Genomic DNA, 12486 nt, shown 5'->3' with positions numbered 1-12486 from the left:
AGATGGCGTATTGGCAACCAGCGGCAGACCGAACAAGGCTGCGAAATTCGATTCATGCCGGGCAAGTCAGCATTGGTGGATGTTCAGCTATGCTTGCCGGGCGAAGGGAAACGTGAAGTGGTTCAACACTCGATGGATATCAAGTTCGCCCACCGCTTGTCTTATAAACAAGCCAGATTGACTGTGCTGGTCGGTTTCGTCTTGGGAACCTTGCTCAGTCTTATCCAAATCGGCATTGATTATGCCAGCGAAGACGCATCCATCAACCGTGAAATACGCTCGCTGATCGAAATCAGCCACAATCCCGCCTCGCGCATCGCCTATAACATCGATGCCGAACTCGCCCAGGAACTGACCCTGGGCCTGCTGCACTCCCCTGCCATTGTTCACGCCCAGTTGATCGACAACAACGGCGTGGTGCTGGCCGACGTCGACCGGCCGCGCAAGGAAAGCCATTACCGGCCCGTCAGCGATTTTCTGTTTGGCGCCAACCGTCCATTCGAGGACCGTCTGTACCTCAGCCACATGCCCGACGAATCCCTCGGCGTGTTGCGCCTTGATGTAGACACCTATGCGTTTGGCAGCCGCTTCCTGCGCCGCGCCGAGGTCACGTTGCTCAACGGTTTTATTCGCAGCCTGCTGCTGACCGGGATCCTGCTGGGCTTGTTCTACGTCATGCTCACCCAACCGCTGGTGCGCATTATTCGAGCGTTGAGCACGCGCCGACAGGCGCGCCTGGACTGCCCGCCGGGCCATGAGCATGACGAAATCGGTGTGCTGGTCAACGTTGCCAACCAGCAGTTCGAAAACATGGAAACCGAGATTCAGCAGCGTCGCCATGCCGAGGATCGCCTCACCGAATACCTGGGTCAGCTCGAAGACATCGTTTCTGCGCGCACCCTCGAGCTCAAGACCAGCAACCAACGCTTGAGTCAGTTCAATGATGAACTGGAGGCTGCCAGATTGACCGCACTGGAAATGGCCCAGGCGCGCGCGGCATTCCTGGCCAATATGAGCCATGAAATCCGCACCCCGCTCAATGGCCTGCTGGGCATGATTGCTCTGTCGCTGGACAGCTCGCTCAACGCCGAGCAGCGCCAGCAACTGTCCATCGCCCATGACTCCGGCAAGGTTCTGGTGGAGTTGCTCAACGATATCCTCGACTTGTCCAAGTTCGACGCCGGTCAACTGGAGCTTGAGCGTATCGCGTTCGACCTGGGCTCACTGGTGGAAGACACCGCCAACCTGTTGTCGCAAAACGCCGCACCCAGCGTGGAACTGACCTGCCTGATCGACCCGCTGTTTCCTGCCCAGGTGATTGGCGACCCGACGCGGGTACGGCAAATCGTCAGTAACCTGCTGTCCAATGCCTTGAAGTTCACCCGCTTCGGCCGCGTCGATGTGCGCCTGAGCCAACACGGCGATGGCGTACGCATTGAGGTGTGCGATACCGGCATCGGCATTGCCCAGGACGCGCAGGTGAAGATTTTCCAGCCGTTTACCCAGGCCGGTGCCGGTATAACGCGCCAATTTGGCGGCACGGGCCTGGGGCTCGCATTGACCCATAACCTGTGCGAGGCCATGCAGGGCCGCTTGAGTATCAGTTCGGAGGTCGGCTTCGGCAGCCAGTTCTGCGTCGACCTGCCGCTGCCCACCCACTTGCCGGCGGTGGCTCAAGTCCCACTGGCGGGCGACGTGATCGTCATTACCAACCCAAGCAGTGGCCTGGGAGAGTTGCTCACCCTGCTGCTGCCCCACTGGGGGTTGGCGCCGCGTTGTTATTCCATGGAAGACGACCTGAGCGGACAGCATCCCGACCTGTTGATCACCGATTGCCCGGAGTGCCTGTTCCGCCTGAGACTGGGCATTACCGCGCCGATCCTGGTAGTGACGGCCTACGGCAATTTCATGCCCGGCGAAGAAGTCGCGGCGCTGGCACCGCTGCAGCAACAGGCCCGCCCGCTGAGCCGTAACGCGCTCTATCAGATCCTGCAGCGTAATTTGCACAGCGACACGCAACCGATGGCGGACCCGGTGCGAATCGACGCCACGTCACTCAGCCATCGCGCGCGCATCCTGCTGGTGGAGGACAACCCGGTCAATCAACTGGTGGCCAAGGGCATGCTCGGCAAGCTTGGCTGCGAGGTCATTGTGGCCGCCCATGGTGGCGAAGCCCTCAAGTGTCTTGAGGACCAGCGTTTCGATCTGGTGTTGATGGACTGCAACATGCCCGTCATGAACGGCTACGAAGCGAGCCGGCAGATTCGCCGGAGCGGCCGCTGGCCAGACCTGCCGATCGTCGCCTTGACCGCCAACGCCCTCGCCGAAGAGCGTGAACGTTGCCGTGCGGCGGGGATGAATGACTACCTGGCCAAGCCGTTTCGCCGTGAAGAACTCAAGGCCCTGCTGGACCTGTGGGTGCCTGAGACGACAAGCCTCTGACTTGGATCGGCATCGGTCATTTGAGCAGCGCTTCGATCTCCTGGCTCAGATCCTGAGGCTTGGTGGTCGGTGCAAAACGCTTGACCTGCCTGCCATCACGCCCGATGAGGAACTTGGTGAAATTCCATTTGATATTCTTTGATCCCAGCAGCCCCGGCGCCTGCTTTTTCAGCTGCACGAACAGCGGGTGGGCGTCGCTGCCGTTGACGTCGATCTTTTTGAACAAAGGAAAACTGACGCCGAAGTTCAGCTCGCAGAACTCGGCAATCGCGCCTTCGTTGCCTGGCTCCTGCTTGCCGAACTGATTGCACGGAAAACCCAGCACCACCAGGCCCTGGTCCTTGTATTGCTGCCAGAGTTGTTCCAGGCCCTTGTACTGCGGGGTGAAACCACATTTGCTGGCGGTGTTGACCACCAGGATGGCCTTGCCGGCAAAATCGGCCAAGGTCTTTTGCTCACCCTTGATGGTGGTGCAAGGGATGCTCAGCAGGTTGTCGCTCATGGCAGTGACTCTGGCAAAGGGAAGCAGAAAGATAGTACGCAATTGAATTGTGTACAAACTAATAAGCGGGAATGATGACGTGCCATCAACCCAGACCCCAAGGCATTTTGTAGGAGCGAGCTTGCTCGCGAAAAACTCACAGGCACCGCGCTCATTCAGAAAGCACGCGTTATCGTTGACGTTTTTCGCGAGCAAGAGCTAGGCGCCCCCCCCTCGCTCCTACAAAGGGCGGTATACGAGGCGCTTTCTCAGCGCGGCACCAGCTCCAGGCACACCGAGTTGATGCAGTAACGCAGCCCGGTCGGCGGCGGGCCGTCCGGGAACACGTGCCCCAGGTGTGCATCGCATTTGGCGCAGGTGACTTCGGTGCGGATCATGCCGTGGCTGACATCGCGGATCTCGACCATGGCACTGTCGGCAATCGGCTCGTAGAAGCTGGGCCAGCCGCAGCCTGAATCGAACTTGGCGGCAGAATCGAACAGCGGCTCATTGCAGCAAATGCAGTGATACACACCGTCGGTCCTGGTTTCGTTGTACTTGCCGCTGAAAGGTCGCTCGGTGCCTTTGAGACGGCACACGTTGTACTGCTCCGGATCGAGCATGGCTTTCCATTCTTCAACGGTTTTCTGCAGCTTTTCCATGGGTACACCTCGGCAACTGAAAAACCCTGATCTGTGTCTTTTCCGTGGATCAGGCGGCACGTATGATTGCGCCTCTTTAAAACACCAGTCTGGCACCCGCGCCACCGGCATTCAAACGTATTTAAGGTGCGGGCCGCGCAGGATTCACAGTACGGTAGTGCCCACGCCGTCTGGATCGTTCATTTTCAGGATCACATCGCCATGCAGGTCAGCAAATCGAACAAGCTCGCCAACGTCTGCTACGACATTCGCGGCCCGGTGCTCAAGCACGCCAAACGCCTGGAAGAGGAAGGCCACCGCATCCTCAAGCTGAACATCGGCAACCCGGCGCCCTTTGGTTTCGAAGCGCCCGACGAAATCCTCCAGGACGTGATCCGCAACCTGCCCACGGCCCAGGGCTACAGCGACTCCAAAGGCCTGTTCAGCGCGCGCAAGGCGGTGATGCAGTATTACCAGCAGAAGCAGGTGGAAGGTGTCGGGATTGAGGACATCTACCTGGGCAATGGCGTGTCCGAGCTGATCGTGATGTCGCTGCAGGCGCTGCTCAACAACGGCGACGAAGTGCTGGTGCCGGCGCCGGACTACCCATTGTGGACCGCCGCCGTGACCCTGGCCGGTGGCCACCCGGTGCATTACCTCTGCGACGAAGGTGCCGACTGGTTCCCTGACCTGGCCGATATCAAGGCCAAGATCACCCCGAACACAAAGGCCCTGGTGATCATCAACCCGAACAACCCCACCGGCGCCGTGTATTCCAGGGAAGTGCTGCTGGGCATGCTTGAACTGGCACGCCAACACAACCTGGTGGTGTTCTCCGACGAGATCTACGACAAGATCCTCTACGATGATGCGGTCCACGTATGCACCGCCTCCCTGGCACCCGATCTGCTGTGCCTGACCTTCAACGGTTTGTCCAAGTCCTACCGCGTGGCGGGCTTCCGCTCCGGCTGGATCGCCATCTCCGGGCCCAAGCACAACGCCCAGAGCTATATCGAAGGCATCGACATGCTGGCCAACATGCGCCTGTGCGCCAACGTGCCGAGCCAGCACGCGATCCAGACCGCCCTCGGCGGCTACCAGAGCATCAACGACCTGGTCCTGCCCCAGGGTCGCCTGCTGGAGCAGCGCAACCGTACCTGGGAGCTGCTCAACGCCATCCCGGGCGTCAGCTGCGTGAAGCCCATGGGGGCGTTGTACGCGTTCCCGCGGATTGACCCGAAAGTCTGCCCGATCCTCAACGACGAAAAATTCGTGCTCGACCTGCTGCTGTCGGAAAAGCTGCTGGTAGTGCAAGGCACCGCGTTCAACTGGCCGTGGCCGGACCACTTCCGCGTGGTGACCCTACCGCGCGTGGATGAGCTGGATATGGCCATCGGTCGCATCGGCAACTTCCTCAAGTCCTATCGCCAGTAAGGGAAATGTGGCCGTACGACCTTCATTTGGTCGTACAGCGATTATCTGGCAACACTTCTTTGGCAAGGGCGGCCTCGGCGCCGACGATGGCACCACGCCAGCCGCCCTGCCCTAGTGTTAACGGGCTGTTCGACACGCCTGGCGGCTAATCGACAGGGGATTGGATGTGGGAAAATCCCTTCAAGGCGCTACATTTTTGCTGTAGGACACAGTTTGAAATAGTCGCCCGGTTGAATCACCCCAGGCCGCACCTTATATACCCCGCAGTAAGCGACATATTAAGCATGAGGAGAATTCTACAACCATGATGCGCATCCTGCTGTTCTTGGCCACTAACCTGGCAGTCGTACTGATTGCCAGCGTCACCCTGAGCCTTTTTGGCTTCAATGGGTTCATGGCGGCCAACGGGGTTGATCTGAACCTCAATCAGCTGCTGATTTTCTGTGCGGTCTTTGGTTTTGCCGGTTCGCTGTTCTCGCTGTTCATCTCCAAGTGGATGGCGAAAATGAGCACCAGCACCCAGATCATCACTCAACCACGCACTCGCCATGAACAATGGCTGATGCAAACCGTGGAGCAGTTGTCTCAAGAAGCAGGCATCAAAATGCCCGAGGTGGGGATTTTCCCTGCTTACGAGGCCAACGCCTTTGCCACCGGCTGGAACAAGAACGACGCACTGGTCGCCGTCAGCCAGGGCCTGCTGGAGCGTTTCTCGCCGGACGAAGTCAAAGCGGTGCTGGCACACGAGATCGGCCACGTGGCCAATGGCGACATGGTCACCCTCGCGCTGGTACAGGGCGTGGTGAACACCTTCGTGATGTTCTTCGCACGGATCATCGGCAACTTCGTCGACAAGGTGATCTTCAAGAACGAAGAAGGCCGCGGTATCGCCTACTTCGTGGCAACCATCTTCGCCGAGCTGGTGCTGGGTTTCCTGGCCAGCGCCATCGTGATGTGGTTCTCGCGTAAACGTGAGTTCCGCGCAGACGAAGCCGGCGCACGCCTGGCGGGCACCAGCGCGATGATCGGCGCACTGCAGCGCCTGCGCTCCGAACAAGGCCTGCCGGTGCATATGCCGGACAGCCTGACCGCCTTTGGTATCAACGGCGGCATCAAGCAAGGCCTGGCACGCATGTTCATGAGCCACCCACCGCTGGAAGAGCGGATTGACGCATTGCGTCGTCGCGGCTGACAGCATCGGGCAAGACAAAAGGGGCGATTGAATCGCCCCTTTTTTTGCGGGCGTGATTCAGACCCTGGTCAACCGGTAAACCCGCTCGTCAAGGCGGGTGACGCCGTCCTGAACAAACTTCCAGCTTTCGCCCAGAATGTCCTGCTCCTCGAGCCTGTCCAATGCCCAGTGCTCGCCCAGCAATACGCGCACTTCAGCATCGCTGACGGCAAAAGGCGGCCCGGCCTTTTGCACCTGATCGTAATCGAGCGTAACCAGCAGGCCCTGGCAACCACGGCCCAGCAAGGCAGTGAGGCGCTCGGCGTATTGGGCGCGCATCAACGGCGGCAACGCGATCAACGCTGCACGGTCATACAGGGCGCTGCAACCAGCGACTGCCTGTGCATCGAGCGCGAAGAAATCACCACACCACACTTCGATCTGACTCGTCTGGTAGACCTTGAAGTCGCCCCTTCGGCTGATCTGCGGCGCCAGCCCCTGCTCGCTGAAAAACGCCTCAACCGCCTGCTCGGACAGTTCCACCCCCACCACGTGGCAACCCTGACTGGCCAGCCATACCAGATCCAGGCTTTTGCCACACAACGGCACCAGCACCTTGGCCCCGTCCACCAGCCCCAACTGCGGCCAATGCCGCTGCAGATAGGGGTTGACCTCGGGCAAATGAAAGCCAATCTGGTTGCGGGCCCAACGCTCCTGCCAAAACTCAGGCTGCATAAATCACCTCGAAAATTCGATCAAAAAGCACTAAAACTTATATTAGATTTTGATTGATGATCTGACTGAAGATGGGCCTATGTTAACTCTCAGGACCCCTATTATGCTCCCCAGCCTGTTTATCTCGCACGGTTCCCCCATGCTCGCCCTGCAACCCGGCGCGAGCGGCCCGGCGTTGCAACGCCTGGCAGCCGAGTTGCCGCGCCCGAAGGCGATTGTGGTGGTATCGGCGCATTGGGAAAGCCAGGAGTTGCTGGTCAGTGGCGCCAGCGCACCCGAGACCTGGCATGACTTCGGGGGTTTCCCCCGCGAACTGTTTGCCGTGCAGTATCCCGCGCCGGGCGACCCACGGCTGGCCGCTGAAATCGTCGAATTGCTGCATGCCGATGGCCTGGGTGCGCACATCGATGAGCACCGCCCCTTCGACCATGGCACCTGGGTGCCCCTGTCGCTGATGTACCCGGCGGCGGATATCCCGGTGGTGCAAGTGTCGCTGCCCAGCCGCATGGGCCCGGCCCTGCAGAGCAGGGTTGGACGTGCTCTCGGCGGGTTGCGTGAACAAGGTGTGTTGTTGATTGGCTCCGGCAGCATCACTCATAACCTGAGCGAACTGGACTGGCATGCAGGACCTGAGAGCATTGAGCCCTGGGCGCAGGAATTCCGTGATTGGATAGTGGAAAAGCTGGAGATCAACGATGAAACCACCTTGCACGACTATCGTCGCGAGGCTCCCCATGCGGTGCGTAGCCATCCCAGCGATGAACATCTTCTGCCATTGTTCTTTGCACAAGGCGCCGGAAAGTTATTCAGCGTCACGCATCAGGGTTTTACGATGGGAGCGTTAGGCATGGATATTTATCGATTTGATTAACTCATCGCAAGTCAATTGCTCGCGAACAACTATCTGGACTGGTTTGTCCGCATACTAAAGCAGTGGTGAATCATATGACCAGCGCGCCCAACTCACTGTTGAGCCAATCACGCTCACTGTCCTTGACACCCACTCGACAAGCTGTCTGTCAATACACTGGTCAAAGTCTCGGCCGTACTCTGGGTCAGCCAGTGGCTTCGAGCGTCATACGGCGCAGATTTGTAAGGTCAGGTGAAGAAGAGAAAGACATGATATGAGGATTCTTCCTCGCTCCGCCATTGGGGATCCCCTCTATTGAACCAATTGTGTCGGACGTCGGCACATAGTATTTCCCGTCGTTGCGCTGAAGAATCAGATCTTCGATATTACGTCCACTCGAGAGGGTCTTGATCACATCATCAAGCTCAAATGAACGCGCGTTGTTAAGTGGGTGATCCGCCTTATTTGCCCAAACATGAAGATGTAACGTAGCTGTTTTTTCTGCAACCGGAAAATGGAAAAACATTTTCACCTTGTCTTTCTGAGCATTGACATCATAGACCTCAGAAAGATGATGCAGAGAATCGTCCCTCAGTTTCTGCAGCATTGGCAGATCGCTTTTATTCAAATCCAGAATGGAGGAGAGGTATTTAACATGGGTACCCTCCTCGATTTGATCCAGCGTTCTTGAATTATTCTTATAGTCGCCCTTGAGTTGATGAGCGCTGGTCGCTGCCTCGCCCGTCATTTTATCTACCAGAGGCATTTGCTGGTTCGGATGAATCGCCCAGGCGCCCAAGGTAACGCCATCTTTTTTATCCTTGAGCGTCTTTTCATTTTCGGAGTATTCCTTCATATCAATATAGGGCAGATTGGGAAATATCAAAAAGCCATTTGACGCCTTGTCCAGAGGACTAAAATATTCGAATCTTTTTGGAGAGAGCTGATAACCAGCACTGTCTTTGCAGGGTGTCAAATTCAGAAAATCATGCAGGAACTTTGTGACACCTTCGACCTTGTGGTAAGTATCTTTCAGCTTCCCAAGGCTTTCTCTATCAAAACTCAAGACATTGCAATCGGGCGCTTGATACTTCTTCGTTCCGACACCCGAATAAAACCTGAACTCTCCATATCGATCGCCTTGAGCAGTATCATTGATGAACAAGCCGGTATTTAAATTATAACCATCAGGGGTCTTGTGAGCGAACACCGTGCGCTCTCCCTGAGAACACTGCGCCGAGCGGTCATTAAGATTTATATCGACATTGAGCTGATCCAACACTCTCTGCATCGGGTGTGATCGTTTATTCGAGGAAGCCTCATAAAGGCTCCCCCCCTTATTCATGGGGCGCGCCTCCAACCTGCTCATGGACTCATAACTTTGTGCCAGCTGATTATTTTGTATTCTCATTTCCACACGCTCTTTTTGTTAACCAGAGCGAAAGTACTTTTCCAGTCTATCCGACGTGTATAAGCTTTTTCTGAAGAGCGCCCAAAAACCTTCCCGACTTATTCAGACATTACACCTGTAACTTGTTAATCATCCGACGTACTGTTACTAAATTTCAAACAAAAAAATCCCCGAACCAGTCGGGGATTTTTTATGTGCGATCAATCAGCCTGGCGGCGGATCAATCTTCGCGGTAGCGACGCAGCTTCAACTGCTTACCGGCAACGCGAGTGTCTTTCAACTTGGCCAGCAGTTTTTCCAGGCCGTCTTCCGGCAGCTCCACCAGGGAGAAGCTGTCACGCACCTGGATGCGACCGATCGCTTCGCGTGCCAGGCCACCCTCGTTGAGGATAGCGCCCAGCAGGTTCTTGGCCGCAATACCGTCACGCGCGCCCAGCGCGGTACGGCAACGGGCACGGCCTTCAGCCAATGGAACCGGAGCGCGACGCTCACGATCACCACGGTCTGGACGGTCGCCGGTACGCTCTGGACGATCACCGCGTGGCGCGTTGTTCGGTACCAGTGGGCGTTCTTTCTCAATGGCTGCCAGGGTCAGGGCCTGACCGTTGGTGGCTTTGCGCAGCAACGCTGCAGCCAGGGCACGGGGGGTGCAACCGATGTCGGCGGTCAGGCGGTCCAGCAGGTCGCCGTGGGTCGATTCAGCGTCAGCCACCAGTGGCGCCAGGCTGTTGGTCAGTTTCTTGATGCGCGCATCGAGAACGGCCTGGGCATCCGGCAGGCGGACTTCGGCAACTTTCTGCCCGGTTACACGCTCGATCACTTGCAGCATGCGGCGCTCACGTGGAGTGACCAGCAGCAGCGCGCGACCTTCGCGACCGGCACGGCCGGTACGGCCGATACGGTGAACGTAGGATTCCGGATCGTAAGGCATGTCAACGTTGAACACGTGGGTGATACGTGGAACGTCGAGGCCACGGGCAGCAACGTCGGTCGCCACAACGATGTCCAGGCGGCCATCCTTGAGGGAGTCGATCACGCGCTCACGCTGGTTCTGGGCAATGTCACCGTTCAGCGCAGCGGCCTTGTAGCCTTTGGCTTCCAGGGCACTGGCCAGGTCCAGGGTCGCTTGCTTGGTGCGCACGAACATGATCAGGGCGTCGAAGTCTTCGACTTCCAGCAGGCTCAATACAGCCGAGGTCTTCTGGTCAGCGTGAACCAACAGGTGAGCCTGTTCGATCGCGGTGACAGTCTGGGTCTTGGTCTGGATCTTCACGTGTTGCGGATCGCGCAGGTGGCGTTCGGCAATGGCACGGATCGACTGCGGCAGGGTGGCCGAGAACAGCACGGTCTGACGGGTCGGTGGCAGTGCCTTGAAGATGACTTCCAGGTCATCCATGAAGCCCAGCTTCAACATTTCGTCGGCTTCGTCCAGAACCAGGTGGTTCACGGTCGACAGCACTTTCTCGTCACGACGCAGGTGGTCGCACAGACGGCCCGGGGTGGCGACAACGATCTGTGCGCCGTTACGGATGGCTTTCAGTTGTGGGCCCATGGGCGCGCCGCCGTAAACGGCCACAACGGTTACACCTGGCATTTGCTTGGCGTAGGTTTCGAAAGCGGTTGCTACTTGCAGCGCCAACTCACGGGTTGGCGCCAGGATCAGGGCTTGCGGCTCGCGCTTGGCAGGATCGATGCAATGCAGAATAGGCAGGGCGAACGCGGCGGTTTTACCGGTACCGGTTTGCGCCTGGCCAATCATGTCCTGGCCGGCCATGATGATCGGGATCGATTGCTGCTGAATAGCCGAAGGTTCTTCGTAGCCAGTCGCGATGACAGCGGCGAGAATGTTCGGGTTAAGATTAAAAGCGGCGAAGCCGCCGGTTTCCTGGGTCATGGGTCTGCCTCTAAGTGCATCCGCAAAGACCCATGCTCCAAAGCTGCGCATGCCGTGTTGAGACTCAAGAGTCGCCCTGGCTGCTTTGTCGGCGGGGATTTGCGAAAACGAATGAATGAAAAAGATTCGTCAAGGAAGAGTCCGCTGTGCGGACGTGCAGCCGAAGCTGACTTCGGGGAATTGCGCTACCTAAACGCGGCCCGGTTAAAGGCCGGCGCGCACTATACCGGAAATAGCTGAAAAAGGGAGCTTTTTTTATCGAAAAGCACTGAGAAACCGTGCTGCGACACAGCCTTTGCAGATAACTGCGCCAGGGTCTATTTTTCACAAGCCCGGCCCTGTTGGTTATCACGCTTAAACGGTTCACCTGTCCAGACCGGCCCTTTGGTCTGAAACCTTACCCGCGCCCGAGGGCACACCCGATGAATCAAGCCAGCACCAGCCGCGTCAGCCGTGAACTTCAGGGCCATGTCCTGCTGTTGGGACTGGACCGAGTGGCCAAGCGCAATGCTTTCGACCTGGATCTGCTCAACGAACTGAGCATGGCCTATGGCGAATTTGATCGAAACGATGACGCGCGGGTTGCCGTGGTGTTTGCCCATGGCGACCACTTCACCGCCGGGCTCGACCTGGCCAACGTCAGCGGCGTAATGGCCGGAGGCTGGCAACCGCCCCTGGGTGGCTGCGATCCCTGGGGCGTGTTCGCCGGCCCCAGGGTCAATAAGCCGGTGATCGTTGCCGTCCACGGCTACTGCCTGACCATCGGCATCGAACTGATGCTGGCGGCGGATATCAACCTTTGCGCCAGCAACACTCGCTTCGCGCAGATGGAAGTGCAGCGTGGGATCTTTCCGTTCGGCGGCGCGACATTACGCTTTCATCAAATCGCCGGCTGGGGCAATGCAATGCGCTGGTTGCTGACCGGCGATGAATTTGACGCCCATGAAGCCCTGCGTCTGGGCCTGGTGCAGGAAGTGATGGCCAGCGAAGACCTGCTGCCGCGCGCCATCGAGTTGGCCAATCGCATCGCACGCCAAGCGCCGCTTGGGGTGCAGGCAACGCTGATGTCGGCGCGGCTGGCACACAGGGAAGGTGAGACCGTCGCGGCGGCCGCATTGCCGCCGATGGTGGATAAATTGCTCAACAGCGAGGATGCCAAGGAAGGCGTGCGGGCGATGATCGAGAAGCGGCCGGGCGTGTTCAAGGGTATCTGACTTGCCCATACCGGCCTAATGGGCCATAGGCAACTACACAACTCCGCAGCGCCCAAGCCTAACCACGATGCGCAGCGAGTCGCCGGTAACCACGATGCGAAGCGAGTCGCTCTTGATCCTGATCTTGATCTGCTTTTGATCTCAGGCGCCCCGTTAAACCACGCTGGCCGAACGCAGGCTTGAATCCGTGGGCAACCCGGCAGGACGCCGGGT

10 protein-coding genes are annotated in these 12486 nt (G+C 58.1%); 5 read left to right on the top strand and 5 right to left on the bottom strand.

The window, feature by feature from the left end; translation table 11 throughout:
• Positions 1-132 precede the first annotated feature (132 nt).
• Positions 133-2442 (top strand): hybrid sensor histidine kinase/response regulator, encoded by a 2310-nt coding sequence (locus BFP89_RS09065; protein ID WP_065885156.1) that lies wholly within the window; start codon positions 133-135, stop codon positions 2440-2442.
• Between the two features lie 16 nt (positions 2443-2458).
• Here the strand turns inward: BFP89_RS09065 and BFP89_RS09060 are convergent, their stop codons facing one another.
• Positions 2459-2944, bottom strand: coding sequence for a glutathione peroxidase (locus BFP89_RS09060; protein WP_065885155.1), 486 nt, complete (start codon positions 2942-2944; stop codon positions 2459-2461).
• Between the two features lie 248 nt (positions 2945-3192).
• Positions 3193-3585, bottom strand: coding sequence for a peptide-methionine (R)-S-oxide reductase MsrB (gene msrB, locus BFP89_RS09055; protein ID WP_065885154.1), 393 nt, complete (start codon positions 3583-3585; stop codon positions 3193-3195).
• A 201-nt stretch (positions 3586-3786) separates the two neighbouring features.
• On the opposite strand from msrB, the gene BFP89_RS09050 reads away from it, so the two are divergent.
• Positions 3787-4998, top strand: coding sequence for a pyridoxal phosphate-dependent aminotransferase (locus tag BFP89_RS09050; RefSeq protein ID WP_065885153.1), 1212 nt, complete (start codon positions 3787-3789; stop codon positions 4996-4998).
• 304 nt (positions 4999-5302) lie between these two features.
• Entirely contained in the window at positions 5303-6190 is an 888-nt protein-coding gene (gene htpX / locus BFP89_RS09045) for a protease HtpX (RefSeq protein WP_065885152.1), read from the top strand.
• A gap of 57 nt (positions 6191-6247) precedes the next feature.
• Here htpX and BFP89_RS09040 read toward each other — a convergent pair whose 3' ends face one another.
• The gene (locus BFP89_RS09040; protein ID WP_065885151.1) at positions 6248-6904 is read right to left on the bottom strand and encodes a thiopurine S-methyltransferase; all 657 of its coding nucleotides are present in this window, start codon (positions 6902-6904) and stop codon (positions 6248-6250) included.
• A gap of 103 nt (positions 6905-7007) precedes the next feature.
• Here BFP89_RS09040 and BFP89_RS09035 point away from each other — a divergent pair, with 103 nt between their 5' ends.
• A complete protein-coding gene (locus BFP89_RS09035; protein ID WP_065885150.1) occupies positions 7008-7775 on the top strand; it encodes a DODA-type extradiol aromatic ring-opening family dioxygenase in 768 nt (255 codons plus the stop codon).
• Between the two features lie 184 nt (positions 7776-7959).
• Here BFP89_RS09035 and BFP89_RS09030 read toward each other — a convergent pair whose 3' ends face one another.
• Both BFP89_RS09030 and BFP89_RS09025 read right to left on the bottom strand, forming a co-directional pair.
• Positions 7960-9165, bottom strand: coding sequence for a hypothetical protein (locus tag BFP89_RS09030; protein ID WP_065885149.1), 1206 nt, complete (start codon positions 9163-9165; stop codon positions 7960-7962).
• Between the two features lie 220 nt (positions 9166-9385).
• Positions 9386-11059, bottom strand: coding sequence for a DEAD/DEAH box helicase (locus tag BFP89_RS09025; protein WP_065885148.1), 1674 nt, complete (start codon positions 11057-11059; stop codon positions 9386-9388).
• A gap of 422 nt (positions 11060-11481) precedes the next feature.
• Between BFP89_RS09025 and BFP89_RS09020 the strand changes: the two genes are divergently transcribed.
• Positions 11482-12273: a crotonase/enoyl-CoA hydratase family protein gene (locus tag BFP89_RS09020; protein ID WP_065885147.1), complete on the top strand. Its 792-nt coding sequence runs from the start codon at positions 11482-11484 to the stop codon at positions 12271-12273.
• Positions 12274-12486 lie beyond the last annotated feature (213 nt).

Origin of the sequence: Pseudomonas sp. 31 R 17 (assembly GCF_900004915.1) — a bacterium.
Classification (GTDB): Bacteria; Pseudomonadota; Gammaproteobacteria; order Pseudomonadales; family Pseudomonadaceae; genus Aquipseudomonas; species Aquipseudomonas orientalis_A.
The sequence above is the reverse complement of the archived record's forward strand: the minus strand, read 5'-3'. Positions and strand labels throughout refer to the sequence as shown.

Coding starts and splice junctions, on each gene's coding strand:
- htpX (WP_065885152.1), top strand. CDS start 5,303: ATGATGCGCATCCTGCTGTTCTTGGCCACTAACCTGGCAGTCGTACTG.
- BFP89_RS09020 (WP_065885147.1), top strand. CDS start 11,482: ATGAATCAAGCCAGCACCAGCCGCGTCAGCCGTGAACTTCAGGGCCAT.
- BFP89_RS09060 (WP_065885155.1), bottom strand. CDS start 2,944: ATGAGCGACAACCTGCTGAGCATCCCTTGCACCACCATCAAGGGTGAG.
- BFP89_RS09040 (WP_065885151.1), bottom strand. CDS start 6,904: ATGCAGCCTGAGTTTTGGCAGGAGCGTTGGGCCCGCAACCAGATTGGC.
- msrB (WP_065885154.1), bottom strand. CDS start 3,585: ATGGAAAAGCTGCAGAAAACCGTTGAAGAATGGAAAGCCATGCTCGAT.
- BFP89_RS09050 (WP_065885153.1), top strand. CDS start 3,787: ATGCAGGTCAGCAAATCGAACAAGCTCGCCAACGTCTGCTACGACATT.
- BFP89_RS09025 (WP_065885148.1), bottom strand. CDS start 11,059: ATGACCCAGGAAACCGGCGGCTTCGCCGCTTTTAATCTTAACCCGAAC.
- BFP89_RS09065 (WP_065885156.1), top strand. CDS start 133: ATGGATATCAAGTTCGCCCACCGCTTGTCTTATAAACAAGCCAGATTG.
- BFP89_RS09035 (WP_065885150.1), top strand. CDS start 7,008: ATGCTCCCCAGCCTGTTTATCTCGCACGGTTCCCCCATGCTCGCCCTG.
- BFP89_RS09030 (WP_065885149.1), bottom strand. CDS start 9,165: ATGAGAATACAAAATAATCAGCTGGCACAAAGTTATGAGTCCATGAGC.